This is a genomic window from Streptomyces sp. NBC_00259, from assembly GCF_036181745.1.
Lineage (GTDB): Bacteria > Actinomycetota > Actinomycetes > Streptomycetales > Streptomycetaceae > Streptomyces > Streptomyces pratisoli.
In genome coordinates, this window is sequence record NZ_CP108080.1 from 5,854,725 (window position 1) to 5,870,099 (window position 15,375).

Consider the following 15,375-nt stretch of genomic DNA (forward strand, 5'->3'; position numbering starts at 1 on the left):
CAGTGGGTCCCGGGGCCCGGTCAGAGCCGACGGTGTGTGCTCACACCCGCCGAAGCACTGCCACCACCTTGCCGAGGATCGTTGCCTCGTCACCGGGGATCGGCTGATAGGCAGCGTTGTGCGGGAGCAGCCAAACGTGGCCGTCCTCGCGCTTGAAGCGCTTGACCGTGGCCTCTCCGTCCAGCATCGCCGCGACGATGTCACCATTCTCCGCAACCGGCTGACGGCGGACCGTGACCCAGTCGCCGTCGCAGATGGCGGCCTCGATCATCGAGTCGCCGACGACCTTGAGCACGAACAGCTCGCCGTCGCCGACGAGCTGCCGGGGGAGGGGGAAGACGTCCTCGACCGACTCCTCGGCGAGGATGGGGCCACCGGCGGCGATACGGCCGACCAGGGGCACATACGACGCCGCGGGCTTGCCCGTCGTGTCCGTCGCCTGTGTGGCGGGCTGGTCCGAGCCGCGCACCTCATACGCCCGCGGGCGATGCGGGTCGCGGCGGAGGAAGCCCTTGCGCTCCAGCGCCATGAGCTGATGGGCGACCGACGAGGTGCTGGAGAGACCCACCGCCTGGCCGATCTCCCGCATCGACGGCGGGTATCCCCGCCGCTGCACGGAATCGCGGATGACTTCGATGACCCTTCGCTGCCGGTCCGTGAGACCGGAGCTGTCGGCGCGGATCCCTGGAGGTCGGCCGGGCAGCGAACGCCCAGGTCGCGAGGGCTCGGCGCCCTCCGGGGTCGTGACTGCGTCATTCATGGCATGCACCGGCTCGAATCGGTTCTGGGAGCGGTCCTGGGCAGTGATGGTGGCACTGTCTGCGGTGGTGGTCACGTCGGCCCCTCTCGAGATGGTCTCCCTAGCTGGACAACGGTAGTTGCTTTCGAAAGGTTGCGCCAAACACACGTTCGAGTGAAAAAGCGCAGATCCGCTGACATCGATTGGTCACTGGGTGTATAGGCGGGCTGTGATCGCACCGGCGATCGAGGCCACCACGGTAGCCCTCACGGCCGGAGCGTGGAGCCGTGGGATGTAAGCCCAGTGTGTCATCCGCGGCCCGTGAATCGGGCGAGCGCGGCTCAGGAATCCGGCGAGCGTGGCCCCGGAACCGGGCGCGCCGCGCGCCTCCCGTAGGCTCATGGCCGGCCCTGCGGGCCCCGGCCGGTCGTGCGGGGTACGCGCCCGCCGCGCGACACGCGCTGGTGCGGGGATTGGCGGCAAAACCCCAGATCTAGTGGTTGGATTGTCCTGGCCGCCTAGAAGTTGTGGTCCCCGGTCCATCAAGACCGTGGCGATCGCCTATGCTTGTGGCTGCTTCGAGGGGGGCTGAACCGCCCCTGCGAGGCTATTCAGTCGTGCTGTGAAGGAGGGTTGGGAACCATGCACTGCCCCTTCTGCAGGCACCCTGACAGTCGTGTCGTCGACAGCCGGACCACCGACGACGGCACGTCGATCCGCCGTCGCCGCCAGTGCCCCGACTGCTCCCGTCGATTCACGACGGTCGAGACCGCGTCGCTGATGGTGATCAAGCGCAGTGGGGTGACGGAACCCTTCAGTCGCACCAAGGTCATCTCCGGCGTGCGGAAGGCGTGCCAGGGGCGGCCCGTCACGGAGGACGCTCTCGCTCAGCTCGGCCAGCGGGTCGAGGAAGCGGTGCGCGCCACCGGCAGCGCCGAGCTGACCACCCACGACGTGGGGCTGGCCATACTCGGCCCCTTGCAGGAGCTCGACCTCGTCGCGTACCTGCGTTTCGCGTCCGTGTACCGAGCGTTCGACTCGCTCGAAGACTTCGAGGCCGCCATCGCGGAGCTCCGCGTGCGGCGGCCACCCGCAGAGGACGGCGGGCCCGGTGTGACCAGCGAGGTCCCCGAGCCCGTCAAAGCCGTCGACTGATCGACCGGCCCGCGCGAGCGGGCCGGGGGATCGACTTCGGAGCGGCAGGAGACCTGTCACGGGTGCTGCGCGACGCGGCGCGGCTTCCGGGCAACAGACAAAACGTGCCACGGGAAGATCTGGGCACTTCAGGGCGTTTTCGCCCGTATATGGGAGGCGGCATGACAGAGACGACGAGCGGCCCGGCACGAGGGTCCCGAGCCAAGGGATCCAAGGCTGCAGCGGCCCGGCAGGGTCTGCGCATCGAGCGCGTCCACACCACCCCCGGCGTGCATCCGTACGACGAGGTGATCTGGGAGCGCCGTGACGTCGTCATGACCAACTGGCGCGACGGCTCGGTCAACTTCGAGCAGCGTGGCGTCGAGTTCCCCGACTTCTGGTCGGTGAACGCGGTCAACATCGTCACCAGCAAGTACTTCCGCGGGGCGGTCGGCACCCCGCAGCGCGAGACCGGTCTCAAGCAGCTCATCGACCGGATCGTGAAGACGTACCGCAAGGCCGGTGAGGACTACAACTACTTCGCCTCGCCCGCGGACGCGGAGATCTTCGAGCACGAGCTGGCGTACGCCCTCCTGCACCAGATCTTCAGCTTCAACTCTCCGGTGTGGTTCAACGTCGGCACGCCCCAGCCGCAGCAGGTCTCCGCCTGCTTCATCCTGTCCGTCGACGACTCCATGGAGTCGATCCTCGACTGGTACAAGGAAGAGGGCATGATCTTCAAGGGCGGCTCCGGCGCCGGCCTGAACCTCTCCCGTATCCGCTCCTCCAAGGAGCTGCTGTCCTCCGGCGGCAACGCGTCGGGCCCGGTCTCCTTCATGCGCGGCGCCGACGCCTCCGCGGGAACGATCAAGTCCGGTGGTGCCACCCGTCGCGCCGCCAAGATGGTCATCCTCGACGTCGACCACCCCGACATCGAGGACTTCATCGAGACCAAGGTCAAGGAAGAGGAGAAGATCCGCGCCCTTCGCGACGCGGGCTTCGACATGGACCTGGGCGGCGACGACATCACGTCCGTCCAGTACCAGAACGCCAACAACTCGGTCCGTGTGAACGACGAGTTCATGAAGGCCGTGGAGTCCGGCGGCAAGTTCGGGCTGCGCGCCCGGATGACCGGTGACGTCATCGAAGAGGTCGAGGCCAAGTCCCTCTTCCGCAAGATGGCCGAGGCCGCCTGGGCCTGCGCCGACCCGGGCATCCAGTACGACGACACGATCAACCAGTGGCACACCTGCCCCGAGTCCGGCCGGATCAACGGCTCGAACCCGTGCAGCGAGTACATGCACCTGGACAACACGTCGTGCAACCTGGCCTCGCTGAACCTGATGAAGTTCCTCAAGGACGACGGCAAGGGCAACCAGTCCTTCGAGTCCGAGCGCTTCGCCAAGGTCGTCGAGCTGGTCATCACCGCGATGGACATCTCCATCTGCTTCGCCGACTTCCCGACGCAGAAGATCGGCGAGAACACCCGCGCCTTCCGTCAGCTCGGCATCGGCTACGCCAACCTCGGCGCCCTGCTGATGGCGACCGGCCACGCGTACGACTCCGACGGCGGCCGTGCCCTGGCCGGCTCCATCACCTCGCTGATGACCGGCACGTCGTACCGCCGCTCCGCCGAGCTCGCCGCGGTCGTCGGCCCGTACGACGGCTACGCCCGCAACGCCGCGCCGCACAAGCGCGTCATGAAGCAGCACGCCGACGCCAACACCGCGGCCGTCCGCGTCGACGACCTGGACACCCCGATCTGGGCCGCGGCGACCGAGGCCTGGCAGGACGTGATCCGCCTCGGCGAGAAGAACGGTTTCCGCAACTCCCAGGCCTCCGTCATCGCCCCGACCGGCACCATCGGACTCGCGATGTCCTGCGACACCACCGGCCTGGAGCCCGACCTCGCGCTGGTCAAGTTCAAGAAGCTGGTCGGCGGCGGCTCGATGCAGATCGTCAACGGCACCGTGCCCCAGGCGCTGCGCCGCCTCGGCTACCAGCAGGAGCAGATCGAGGCGATCGTCGCCCACATCTCCGAGCACGGCAACGTGATCGACGCCCCGGGCCTGAAGAGCGAGCACTACGAGGTCTTCGACTGCGCCATGGGCGAGCGCTCCATCTCCGCGATGGGCCACGTCCGGATGATGGCGGCCATCCAGCCGTGGATCTCCGGCGCGCTCTCCAAGACCGTCAACCTCCCCGAGACGGCCACCGTCGAGGACGTCGAAGAGGTCTACTTCGAGGCGTGGAAGATGGGCGTCAAGGCGCTCGCGATCTACCGCGACAACTGCAAGGTCGGCCAGCCCCTCTCCGCCAAGAAGAAGGAGGAGGAGAAGGCCGAGATCACCGAGAAGGCCGAGGAGACCATCCGTACCGCGGTCGAGAAGGTCGTCGAGTACCGCCCGGTCCGCAAGCGCCTTCCGAAGGGTCGTCCCGGCATCACCACCTCCTTCACGGTCGGCGGCGCCGAGGGCTACATGACCGCCAACTCCTACCCGGACGACGGTCTGGGCGAGGTCTTCCTGAAGATGTCCAAGCAGGGCTCGACCCTCGCGGGCATGATGGACGCCTTCTCGATCGCCGTCTCGGTCGGTCTGCAGTACGGCGTGCCGCTGGAGACCTACGTCTCGAAGTTCACGAACATGCGCTTCGAGCCGGCCGGTATGACGGACGACCCGGACGTGCGGATGGCGCAGTCGATCGTCGACTACATCTTCCGCCGCCTGGCGCTGGACTTCCTGCCTTTCGAGACCCGCTCGGCGCTCGGTATCCACTCCGCGGAGGAGCGCCAGCGTCACCTGGAGACGGGTTCGTACGAGCAGTCCGTCGACGATGTCGACATGGACGTCGAGGGCCTGGCCCAGTCCGCCCCGCGCCATCAGGAGACCCTGAAGGCGGTCGCCCCGCAGCAGGCCGAGGTCCCGGCCCCGAAGCAGGCGCACACCTCCGCCGAGCTCGTCGAGATGCAGCTCGGCATCAGCGCGGACGCGCCGCTCTGCTTCTCCTGCGGGACGAAGATGCAGCGCGCGGGCTCCTGCTACATCTGCGAGGGCTGCGGCTCGACGAGCGGTTGCAGCTGATCGCATCCGGCGTGGCTGAATCCGCCGCGTGATCGTAGGAAGGGAGGGCATCGGCCGATGGGCCGGCGCCCTCCCTTCCGCGTTGGTGGGCAGTCTCCAGGTCCGGCACGGGGGCCCGGTGCTCAGTGCCTCGGGCGCCTGTTCAGGGGGATTCGAGGCCCATCAGGTCGGCGAACTCCGCAGGACCGGCGTCGAAACCGCGGACGATCGTGCGCAGTTGCCATTCGCCCGCGTCGTCCCGGGTGAACTCGCCGATCGTCGCGGCACTGGCGTCCGGGAGGCGCGAGAGGTCGTCGTTCGCCAGCTCGACGGGGCCTTCGAGTATCCGGACGCCGGTGTTCTTGATGTCGGAGAAGGACTTCTCGCCGGTCCGCTGCTGAATGACGACGCCGACGACGACCCTCGTGCATTCCGCGGCCAGGCGGTCGAGCTCCAGGGTCATCACCTCGTCGGCGCCGAACCCCTGGCCGGTCCGGCTGTCCCTGTTGAGGGTGATGGTCCCGTCGGGCGACCGGCTGCCGAAGTGCACCAGATACGCGGGCTTCCCGTGCGGGGCGTCCGCCGTGTACGTCGCGGCGACGATGTCGAGATCATGGGCGGGTGTTCCGATGGGGCTTGGGTCCCACTTCAGCGTCACCTGGACCTTCCGGAGCCCCTTGCTGAGACTGCTCACCCGACTTCCCCTCCTTGTGAACGGCCTTGTGGGCAGCTGCGGACGTCAACTCCCCGTGCCATGTGCGAACTGCCATGGTGTCACGTGGCAGTTGCGGCCCGGGGTGGGCTGTGGACGGACGGCTCGAACCGCACGGTTGTGTGCTCGAACCCCCACGGTGGGGTGACGGGCGGTATCCCCTTCTGCCGGAGAGTGACCAGGGCCACGTCCTGGGCCGTACGATGGCGCGGTGCTGGTCAAGTGGATTCGCTGCACCGTCGTGGACCGTCGAGGGTTCGAGCGCGGGCAGCGGAAATGGGCGGGGCTGCTGGGTGAGCCGGGATTCCGGGGACAGGGCGGCGGGTGGAGCAGAGGGCGGCCCGATGTCGCGCATGTGTTCGCGTTCTGGGAGACCCGCGCGTTCTACGACTCGTTCATGGCGCGCTCGTACGACCGCCTGGCGACCGCGCAGTCCGGCACGTACAAGGACGCCCAGGCGAAACTCTTCGACCATCGCTTCGACGTGAAGACCGGCTTCGAACCGCGCTTCACCGACGCCGATGTCGTACGGGTCGCGCACTGCAGGGTGCACGAGCACCGGGTGGAGCACTTCTCCCTGATGCAGGAGAAGGTGTGGAACCCGGCGATGGCGGGTTCGCCCGGCATGGTGCGGGGGCTCTTCGGCGAGGCACAGGGGAACGAGTTCCTGGTGCTGTCGATGTGGCAGTCCGCCGCCGAGCACGGAAAGTACCGAGTGGAGCGGGTGGAACGGCTGTCGCTTCGCGCACAGACGGACGCGGACGTCGCCGCCCTCGCCGGGGACGTGGTGGAGCTGGAAGCCTCCTGGACCGTGTGACCGGCCCGGCGGACCCGGACACGCCGCGCGTAGCCCCCGGGGCGCTCCTCGGCCGGCCCCGGCCCGATCTAGGGTTTGTCCTATGGCACGACCACGGCGCATCGTCCTTGTCCGGCACGGAGAGTCCGAAGGGAACGCCGACGACTCCGTGTACGAGCGCGAGCCCGATCATGCGCTGAGACTCACCGAGCGCGGCCGGCGTCAGGCCGGGGAAACCGGCGGGCGGCTGCGTGAGCTGTTCGGCGATGAGCAGGTGAGTGTCTATGTGTCGCCTTATCGACGCACGCACGAGACCCTCCGGGCCTTCCGCCTCGATCCCCGGCTCGTCAGGATCAGAGAGGAGCCCCGGCTGCGCGAGCAGGACTGGGGGAACTGGCAGGAGAGGGACGACGTTCGTCTGCAGAAGACCTATCGCGATGCCTACGGTCACTTCTTCTACCGCTTCGCACAGGGCGAGTCGGGAGCCGACGTGTACGACCGGGTGGGCGCGTTCCTGGAGAGTCTCTACCGGAGCTTCGAGGCCCCCGACCATCCGCCCAACGTTCTGCTCGTCACCCACGGACTGACCATGCGCCTGTTCTGCATGCGCTGGTTCCACTGGTCGGTGGCCGAATTCGAGTCCCTGTCGAATCCGGACAACGGCGAGACGCGGGTGCTGCAGCTGGGCAAGGACGGGCGGTACACGCTGGACAGGCCCTTCGAGCGCTGGTGCACACCTGAGCCTTATGGGATCACCGGATAGAGTGGCCCGTGCGATGACCGCTGATTCCTCTCTCGACCGGCGCTTCGACCGCGCCCTGGCCAGCCTGCGTGGGCTGTCCGTGGGAGACGCTCTGGGCTCCCAGTTCTTCGTACCTTCGAACTATCCGCTGCTGAAGCGGCGCGAGCTGCCGCCAGGACCCTGGCAGTGGACCGACGACACCGAGATGGCCTCTTCGGTGGTGGCCGTGCTGGCCGCTCACGGCCGGGTCGACCAGGATGTGCTGGCCGGTTCCTTCGCCGATCACCATGACTTCGACCGGGGCTACGGGCCCGCGGTGAACCGGATGCTGCGGCTGATCCGTGAAGGCGGTGACTGGCGCGAGCTCGCCTCTTCGTTGTTCAACGGACAGGGCTCGTGGGGCAACGGCGCGGCGATGCGCATCGCCCCGCTCGGGGCCTGGTACGCCGACGACCCCGAGCAGGCCACGCACCAGGCGGAGATCTCCTCGTACGTCACCCACCAGCACCGTGAGGCCGTGGTGGGCACCATGGCCGTCGCGGCGGCCGCGGCGCTCGTGGCCTCCCCGGACGGGCCGCCCTCGCCCACCGAGCTGCTGGACGGCGTGGTCGCGCTCGTACCGCGCAGTGCGGTGGGGGCCGGGCTCCGACGGGCGCGCGACATGCTCGACTACGGCGACGCCGGCACGGTGGCCGCGGTGCTCGGCAGCGGGCGCCGTACGAGCGCGCACGACACCGTGCCGTTCGCGCTCTGGTCCGCTGCGCGGGCCCTCGGCGACTTCGAGCGGACGTTCTGGACGACCGCGCAGGTCGGCGGGGACGTCGACACGACCTGCGCGATCGCCGGTGGAGTGGTCGCGGCGGCCGAGGCCGGGGCTCCTCCCGCGCACTGGCTGGAGCGGACCGAGGACCTGCCCGGCTGGTTGCCGGCCCGGGTCGGCTGAGGCACGGCCGAGTCCGTCCCGACGGGACAGGGCGGGACGAAGCGGGACGGGACGAGGCGGGACGTGACGGGCCGAGGGACAGAAGGCCGGACTGTCACGGTCCTGCCACAACCCCACTCCGACTGTGCCGGCCGGTGTGTACGGGGTTAGCCTTTCGGCCACGCCGCAGCGTTGATCATGAAGGGCGCGGCCGAGGAGACGCCGGGACGTGCGCGTGGCCATGTGGTAACGCGACGGGACCCGGCCGGGAGGGGGTCCCGTGTCAGACGTACCGTCCGCACCGCAACCGCAGGACACCGGGCCGCCCCCGGAGGAGCAGTCCGGTGCCGAACCGCACGCCCAGGACCGGGCCGCCGGTCCGCATCCGTCCTCGGGCCCGGTTCTGGACGAGGTCCAGGGCCAGGGCGAGAGCCTGAGTCAGGACGACAGCCTGAGTCAGGCCAAGGACCAGGGCCAGGACGAGCAGAAGGGCCTGAGCCAGGACGAAAGTCCCGGCCAGGCCGGCGTTCCCGGTCAGGAGCAGCGCCCGAGCGAGGCCGTGGCGGGGACACCGCGCCAGGGCCGGACCGACGGTGGAGCGCGGTCGCACGACGCACCCGGCCATGGGGCGTGGGGTGCGCCTCATTCGGTGCCCGGTCAGGGCCAGCGGGCCGGGCACGGCCCCGGGCGGGCGCGAGCACAGCACCCGCAGTACGCGCAGATTCCGCAGCACTCGCAACCGTGGAAGCCGACTCCACCACCCGAGCCCTGGCTCGCCTCCATCCGGCCGACCCGACGGCACCCCGTCGGTGTCGGCACCCTCTGGTGCGCTCTCGCCACCGCGCTGCTCAGCGCCCTGCTGCTCGGCGACGGCCTCGGCGTGAATCTGCTGATCGTGGCCGTGCCCGCCGCGCTCGCCGCCTTCTTCGCCGCTCGCACGGCCGGCCGGCGGCTCCGTCCCTGGACCGCGGTCTGGGCGGTGGGCGTTCTCGCGCTGCTCGTCGTTCCGGCCGTCCGTGACGCGGGCTGGCCCACGTTCCTCGCCGTCGTCTCGGCGCTGGCTCTCGGCTCGCTCGCCCTCCACGGCGGGCGTACCTGGCCGGGTGCCGTCCTCGGTTCGGTCGGCGTGCTCGATTCACTGGTCACCGGCCTGGTCTGGGGCTGGCTCGGAGTACGTGAGCGCGCCGCGGGTTCACGCGGCCGGTGGGGGCCCGCGGTCCGCGCGACCGTGGTGGCAGCGGTCCTGCTATTCGTGTTCGGCGCGCTGTTCGCGGGCGCCGACGCGGCCTTCGCCGATCTGCTGGGCGACCTGATGCCCGATGTCTCCGGCACCGACGCGCCCTGGCGTACCCTCCTGTTCCTCGTCGGGCTCGCGGGGACACTCGCCGCCGCCCACACCGCCGCGGCTCCGCTGCGCTGGGACCGACTGGCCATGCGCCCCGGCACGGCACGGGGGCGTGTGGAGTGGGCGCTTCCCCTGATCGTCCTCGATCTGCTCTTCGCCGCCTTCATCGCCGTCCAGCTCGCCGTCCTCTTCGGCGGTTACGACAAGGTGCTGAGCGAGACGGGACTGACCTACGCCGAGTACGCACGGCAGGGGTTCTGGCAGCTCCTCTGGGCCACGCTGCTCACGCTCCTCGTCATCGGCCTCGCCCTGCGCTGGGCCCCGCGCGAAGGCGCGAACGACCGCACCCTCGTCCGTGCGGTGCTCGGCACGCTCTGCGTGCTCACGCTGGTCGTGGTGGCCTCCGCCCTGCGCAGGTTGGACCTGTACGTCGACGCGTACGGTCTGACCCGGCTGCGGATATCCGTGGCCGCGATGGAACTGTGGCTCGGGGTGGTGCTCGTCCTGATCATCGCGGCGGGGCTCTTCGGGAGCCGCTGGCTGCCGCGTACCGTCGTGGGCAGCGCCGCGGCCGCCGTCCTCGCCTTCGGTCTCGTATCGCCCGACGCCCTGGTGGCCGAGCGCAACGTTCAGCGCTACGAGCGAACGGACAAGATCGACATCAGCTATCTCCAGGATCTGTCGGCGGACGCCGTTCCCGCCCTCGACGCACTGCCCGAGCCGCTGCGCTCCTGTGCGCTGAAGGAGATCGACCGCGATCTCCGGGAGACGGAGCAGCCCTGGTACGCGACCAGTTGGGGCGAGACACGGGCCAGGGACCTTCTGGAGAAGCGGCCTGTCGTGATCCGCGAGTCGTCGTGCGCGGAGGGCGACAGGTACGGCGAGTTCGGCGACGGCCGTGAGGAGTACGACGGGGACGCCGAGTTCGACGACTACGGCGACTTCGATCCGGGCACCGGCATGGACTGAGCGTGCCTCGAGGTGCGGTCCGTACCCCCGTGAACGGACCGCACCTCGCTCACTCCCCGACTCCGGAACTCCCGGACTTTCGGCGGCTGTCGCTAGGCGACCGGCCCGCCGGCTCCCGCGTTGCCGCTGAGCGCGTCCAGGTCGCTCTTGCGGACCCGGATCACCAGCACCGCCGTGGCCAGTGCCAGGAGCACCATGGCCACCGCGGCGACGAACGAGCTCGATATGCCCTCGGTGAGCACTTCATGGCCCCAGGGGGCCGGCAGTTCCTGCGTCCTGGCGAACTCCGCCTGCTGCTCCGGCGTCGCCTGTGCCATGAACGACGGAATCTGCTTCTCCGCTTCGTCGCGGCTCGCCGTGCCGAACACGGTGACCAGGATGGACAGCCCGAGCGAACCACCGACCTGCTGTGTCGCGTTGAGCAGCCCGGAGGCCGCGCCCGCCTCGTGCTGCGCGACGCCCGAGACGGCGGTCAGCGTCAGCGTCACGAAGTTGAGGCCCATGCCGAAGCCGAAGAGCACCATCGGACCGAGGACCCCGCTCGGATACGAGCCGTCCGGGCCGATGAGAGTCAGCCAGAAGAGACCCACTCCGGTGATGGCGGAACCGGTGACCATGAAGGGCTTGGGGCCGAGCACGGGAAGCAGCCGCTGCGAGAGGCCCGCGCCGGTGATGATCGCGACCGTGACCGGGAGGAAGGCCAGACCGGCCTGGATCGGGCTGTAGCCGAGCACGTTCTGCACGAACAGCACGATGAAGAAGAACATGCCGAACATCGCCGCGGCCAGACTCAGCATGATCAGGTACGTACCCGACCGGTTCCGGTCGGCGAACATCCTCAGCGGTGTGATCGGCTCCCGCGCTCGTGACTCGACGACCGCGAAGGCGCCGAGCAGGACGACCGCCGCACCGAACGACCCCAGGGTGAGCGCGTCCCGCCAGCCCTCCTCGGAGGCCCGGATGAATCCGTAGACCAGCGAGGCCATGCCGGCGGTGGAGGTCAGCGCCCCCGCCACGTCGAAGCGTCCGGGGTGCCGCTCCGACTCGTTGATGTACAGCGGCGCGAGGAAGGCGATCAGGATGCCGATCGGGACGTTGACGAAGAGGACCCAGCGCCAGTCGAGCCACTCCGTGAGCATGCCGCCGGTCAGCAGTCCGATGGCGCCTCCTCCGGCCGAGACGGCGGCGAAGACGCCGAACGCCCGGTTCCGCTCGGGCCCTTCGGGGAAGGTCGTCGTGATCAGTGCCAGTGACGTAGGTGACGCGATCGCGCCGCCGACGCCCTGGAGCGCGCGGGCCGCCAGCAGCTGCCACGGCTCCTGGGCGAGTCCGCCGAGCAGCGAGGCGAGGGTGAAGACGAGGATGCCGGTCATGAACACGCGCCGGCGGCCGAGTATGTCGCCGGCCCGGCCGCCGAGGAGCAGCAACCCGCCGAACGTCAGTGTGTAGGCGCTGAGCACCCAGGAGAGATCGGTGGTCGAGAAACTGAGCGCGTCCTGGATATGCGGAAGCGCGATGTTCACAATCGTCGCGTCGAGTACCACCATGAGTTGGCAGGCGGCGATTACGGTGAGGGCGATTCCGGGTCGCCCCTCCCGGCGGGCGGAGCCCGGCTTGCGCAGTGCTTCGAGCTGAGAGGTGGTCACTATGGTCCCCCCACACATGAGTTAGTGAACGGGTCCGTTCACTGCGTTGTTCACGGTAGTGAGTCCCCAACAGTGAACGCAAGCGTTCACTGCACTGCCGCATTACCGCACTGCGATGGAGAGTTGTTGATGGTTACTTCGCGATCTGCGGCCGCCGCTCGGCCGCAGTCGGTGTCGTTGCGCCGCCGTGGGCCCGTCCTTGAGCGGGCGATCCTCGACGCCGCGCTCGAGCAGCTGAGTACGGTCGGCTGGGGCGGCCTCACCATGGAGGGCGTAGCCGCCGGTGCCCAGACCGGCAAGGCCGCCGTCTACCGTCGCTGGCCCTCCAAAGAGGACCTGGTCGAGGACGCCCTGCGGGCGGGGCTTCCCTCGCTCGAGGACGCACCCGATCACGGGAGCGTCCGGGAGGACCTCTATCAGCTCTGCCGGCGGATGCGGACGGCGATGTACTCGAAGCCCGGGTTCGCGCTGCGCGCAGTCCTTCACGAATGCGACGCGTCCACGGCCGAGCGCTTCCACGCGCTGATCGTCAGCGGTGTGATCGAGCCCTCGGTCCGTCTCTTCCGGCAGGTTGTGGACCGCGGTGTCGAAAGGGGTGACGTGCGTCCCGACGCCCTGGACGACATGGTCTTCGACGTCATCCCCGCGATGATGATGTACCGCTCCAAGGTGTGTGGGAGCGAATGGGGAGATGCGGACATCGCCGAGATGATCGATCGGGTCATGGTCCCTCTGCTGTGCCCGCGCAAGGGCTGACGGAGGGAAGGCGCCGGAGACGGGATCCCGGGGTTTTGCGGCCGGGCGCGGCGGCGTAACCTGTCTGGCGCCATGCCGTACGAACCACCCACCCACACCGTTGAGCGCTCGCTCCGGGCCACCACCGGTGCCAGGATCATCGCCGGAGTCGATGAGGTCGGGCGAGGGGCGTGGGCCGGGCCGGTCACGGTGTGCGCCGCCGTCACCGGGCTGCGCAGACCGCCCCAGGGACTCACCGACTCCAAACTGATCAGCCCCAAGCGCCGTACGGAACTGGCGGCCGAGCTGGAGAAGTGGGTCACCTCGCACGCCCTCGGGCACGCCTCTCCGGAGGAGATCGACGAGCTGGGAATGACCGCGGCTCTACGGCTGGCCGCCGTGCGCGCCCTGGACGCCCTGCCGGTACGCCCCGACGCGGTGATCCTCGACGGCAAGCACGACTACCTTGGCACGCCATGGCGGGTGCGGACGGTCATCAAAGGTGACCAGTCGTGTGTCGCGGTCGCGGCCGCGTCCGTCATCGCCAAGGTGCGCAGGGACACGATGATGGCCGAGCTGGGGCTGGAGTCGGGGGCGTACGAACGGTTCGCGTTCGCCGACAACGCCGGCTACCCCTCGCCCGTGCACAAGGCGGCACTGGAGGAGCTCGGACCCACGCCGTACCACCGCCTCTCCTGGGCCTATCTCGACGCGATGCCCCGGTGGCGGCATCTCAAGAAGATCCGGATCTCCGTGGAGGCGGCCGCCCTGGAAAGCGGAGGACAACTCGGCTTCGACTTCTGAACCGGGCGGCGCCTGACCGCTGTGCGAATGGACCGAAGGGTCCGGTCGCACTTATGTGCCCACCCGCCGATGCCGCTCGCACCGGCGTTTGATAGATATCCACCCATGCCTCTCATCCCCGAGGAGCCTCAGATTCACGAGAGTGCCCAGGGTCCCCGCGCCACTCCGGCCGCAGGCCGCACCGCGCCGACCCCTCGTCCCGTACCCGGTCCGCGCAGCGCGGCCGCTCCCCGTCCCGGTCGCCCAGGCCCCGGGCCGGCGAGGTCCATGCAGTCCGCGCAGCGCATACACACCTCCGCCGCGTCGACCCAGTCGCCACGGCCGGAGAGTCCTTCCATGCCGCAGATCCAGATCATCCCCGCGTCCGCCGAGGGCGCGCTCGACGCCGCCGGTGAGGCCGTCGACCTGCTGCTCGACACCGGACGTGCTCCGGGCGACATCCTCGTGCTGACCACGGGGGAGCAGCATCCCTGGGCGGCGCATGAACTGTCCTTCGGTGAGAGCGCCTACTGGGCCCAGCACGACGCCGGTGACGACGTCTTCTACGCGGACGTCGCCTCGGCGCAGCGTGCGTCGGCCCGTCCCGTGGTCGTCGTGGCCGTCAACGGCGGCAGCGACGACGGCACCGCAGGGATGCTGCCCGTCGCCAGGGGCCGCGCCGGCGCGCTGCTCATCGTGTGCGGCGACCCGCAGCGGATCAACGCGGCACTCGGCGCGGGCGTCTGAGCCGACAGGCACAGCGCGCCGACCCGGCTGGGGCCGGCCCGGCACCGGGCACGTCCGGTGCTACGCCTGCCCTGCCGCGAGGCGCCGTCCCCGGCGCGTGGTGTGGCAGCAGCCGTGCCGTTGCCGCGCCACCTTGCACGGAGGCCGGTGCGGCGTACCCGCAGTCCCAGAGCTGCCGACCGGTGTCGCGCGCATGCGCCGCAGCTCCGTCAGGGGCTGCCCCAGGGGTGGTCTCAGCGTGCCGCCGTACGGCGGAGCGCTTCGGCTGCGCCGCTCGCGGTACGCAACGGCACCGGACCGGGACCGGCCACGATGTCCGCGAAACCACTCGGCGGGGACTCGGAGTTGGGCCGGCGTCCGCCGCGCCCTTCACCCAGCACCTGCCAACCGCCGCTCGTCAGCGTGATGTACGCACCACAGCGCAGGCCGTGCAACGTGCACGCGTCCCGTAGCCCCCACATCCAGGCACCGTCCTCCTCCGTCCATCGCTCGTCGCCGTCACGGCAGTAGAGGAGCACGGCCGTACGCACCGGAGCCCGGCGGCGCAGGTCGTGCGGGATGACCCGACGCAGCTGTGCGAGCAGTGCGTTACGCAGCTCCCAGCCGTCCGCCAGGACGGAGCGACGGGCGAACGAGGCGCTGGCGATGAGCCGTTCCTCATGGTCGAGCACGGCGACGACGGCGGTCGACGGTATCGGCTGATGACGGATGTGCAGGCCGCTCACTACCTCGCGTGGGTTGCGCAGGAGAGGGATCCCGGCTTCCGCCCACTCGGCGGGCTCCAGCATCCTGGCCAGACGGCTGGCGGAATCGGCGGATCCACCGAGTGTGGTGGCTGCGGACGAAGCGAATCCGAAGGTCACGGTCCTCCCTTCGCATTCGCGCCCACAGTGCGGGCAGAGTCGGGTGAGGGCGCACCGCGGCACAGCACTTCCGGTCCGCGATGGCACCGTGCGGGGGCGGTGCCTCCAATTCTTGCGGGCCCAGGGGCAAGCGGCAACGAGCAATTGAGACCGCTGACTGGAATGGGCAGAAATGGTGGT

The 15,375-nt window shown here is 69.6% G+C and carries 13 protein-coding genes; 9 read left to right on the forward strand and 4 right to left on the reverse strand.

Going from position 1 to position 15,375, the window contains the following annotated elements; translation table 11 throughout:
* Positions 1–40: 40 nt before the first annotated feature.
* The gene (gene lexA / locus OG766_RS26545) at positions 41–835 is read right to left on the reverse strand and encodes a transcriptional repressor LexA (RefSeq protein WP_328726336.1); all 795 of its coding nucleotides are present in this window, start codon (positions 833–835) and stop codon (positions 41–43) included.
* A gap of 546 nt (positions 836–1,381) precedes the next feature.
* Here lexA and nrdR point away from each other — a divergent pair.
* Together nrdR and OG766_RS26555 are read left to right on the forward strand one after the other, a co-directional pair.
* Entirely contained in the window at positions 1,382–1,894 is a 513-nt protein-coding gene (nrdR, locus tag OG766_RS26550; RefSeq protein WP_328726337.1) for a transcriptional regulator NrdR, read from the forward strand.
* Positions 1,895–2,055: 161 nt separating this feature from the next.
* On the forward strand, positions 2,056–4,956 hold the full coding sequence (locus OG766_RS26555) for a vitamin B12-dependent ribonucleotide reductase (RefSeq protein WP_328726338.1): 2,901 nt from the start codon (positions 2,056–2,058) through the stop codon (positions 4,954–4,956).
* Positions 4,957–5,098: 142 nt separating this feature from the next.
* Here the strand turns inward: OG766_RS26555 and OG766_RS26560 are convergent, their stop codons facing one another.
* Positions 5,099–5,629 carry a TerD family protein gene (locus tag OG766_RS26560; protein WP_266388412.1) on the reverse strand — a complete coding sequence of 177 codons (531 nt, stop codon included), beginning with the start codon at positions 5,627–5,629 and terminating at the stop codon, positions 5,099–5,101.
* A 229-nt stretch (positions 5,630–5,858) separates the two neighbouring features.
* On the opposite strand from OG766_RS26560, the gene OG766_RS26565 reads away from it, so the two are divergent.
* The 4 genes from OG766_RS26565 (at position 5,859) to OG766_RS26580 (ending at position 10,421) form a co-directional block, all read left to right on the forward strand.
* The gene (locus OG766_RS26565) at positions 5,859–6,464 is read left to right on the forward strand and encodes a YdbC family protein (RefSeq protein WP_328726339.1); all 606 of its coding nucleotides are present in this window, start codon (positions 5,859–5,861) and stop codon (positions 6,462–6,464) included.
* 82 nt (positions 6,465–6,546) lie between these two features.
* Positions 6,547–7,206: a histidine phosphatase family protein gene (locus tag OG766_RS26570; protein WP_266388408.1), complete on the forward strand. Its 660-nt coding sequence runs from the start codon at positions 6,547–6,549 to the stop codon at positions 7,204–7,206.
* 13 nt (positions 7,207–7,219) lie between these two features.
* The gene (locus OG766_RS26575; protein WP_328726340.1) at positions 7,220–8,128 is read left to right on the forward strand and encodes an ADP-ribosylglycohydrolase family protein; all 909 of its coding nucleotides are present in this window, start codon (positions 7,220–7,222) and stop codon (positions 8,126–8,128) included.
* Between the two features lie 259 nt (positions 8,129–8,387).
* The gene (locus tag OG766_RS26580; RefSeq protein ID WP_328726341.1) at positions 8,388–10,421 is read left to right on the forward strand and encodes a DUF4153 domain-containing protein; all 2,034 of its coding nucleotides are present in this window, start codon (positions 8,388–8,390) and stop codon (positions 10,419–10,421) included.
* 92 nt (positions 10,422–10,513) lie between these two features.
* On the opposite strand, the gene OG766_RS26585 is transcribed toward OG766_RS26580, so the two are convergent.
* Positions 10,514–12,067, reverse strand: a complete 1,554-nt coding sequence (locus OG766_RS26585) for an MFS transporter (protein ID WP_328726342.1) — start codon at positions 12,065–12,067, stop codon at positions 10,514–10,516.
* A gap of 129 nt (positions 12,068–12,196) precedes the next feature.
* Here OG766_RS26585 and OG766_RS26590 point away from each other — a divergent pair, with 129 nt between their 5' ends.
* The 3 genes from OG766_RS26590 (at position 12,197) to OG766_RS26600 (ending at position 14,332) form a co-directional block, all read left to right on the forward strand.
* Positions 12,197–12,823, forward strand: coding sequence for a TetR/AcrR family transcriptional regulator (locus OG766_RS26590; protein ID WP_266388396.1), 627 nt, complete (start codon positions 12,197–12,199; stop codon positions 12,821–12,823).
* 72 nt (positions 12,824–12,895) lie between these two features.
* Positions 12,896–13,606: a ribonuclease HII gene (locus tag OG766_RS26595; RefSeq protein ID WP_328726343.1), complete on the forward strand. Its 711-nt coding sequence runs from the start codon at positions 12,896–12,898 to the stop codon at positions 13,604–13,606.
* Positions 13,607–13,711: 105 nt separating this feature from the next.
* A complete protein-coding gene (locus OG766_RS26600) occupies positions 13,712–14,332 on the forward strand; it encodes a hypothetical protein (RefSeq protein ID WP_328726344.1) in 621 nt (206 codons plus the stop codon).
* Between the two features lie 233 nt (positions 14,333–14,565).
* Here the strand turns inward: OG766_RS26600 and OG766_RS26605 are convergent, their stop codons facing one another.
* Positions 14,566–15,195 carry a hypothetical protein gene (locus OG766_RS26605; protein ID WP_266388387.1) on the reverse strand — a complete coding sequence of 210 codons (630 nt, stop codon included), beginning with the start codon at positions 15,193–15,195 and terminating at the stop codon, positions 14,566–14,568.
* Between the last annotated feature and the right edge of the window lie 180 nt (positions 15,196–15,375).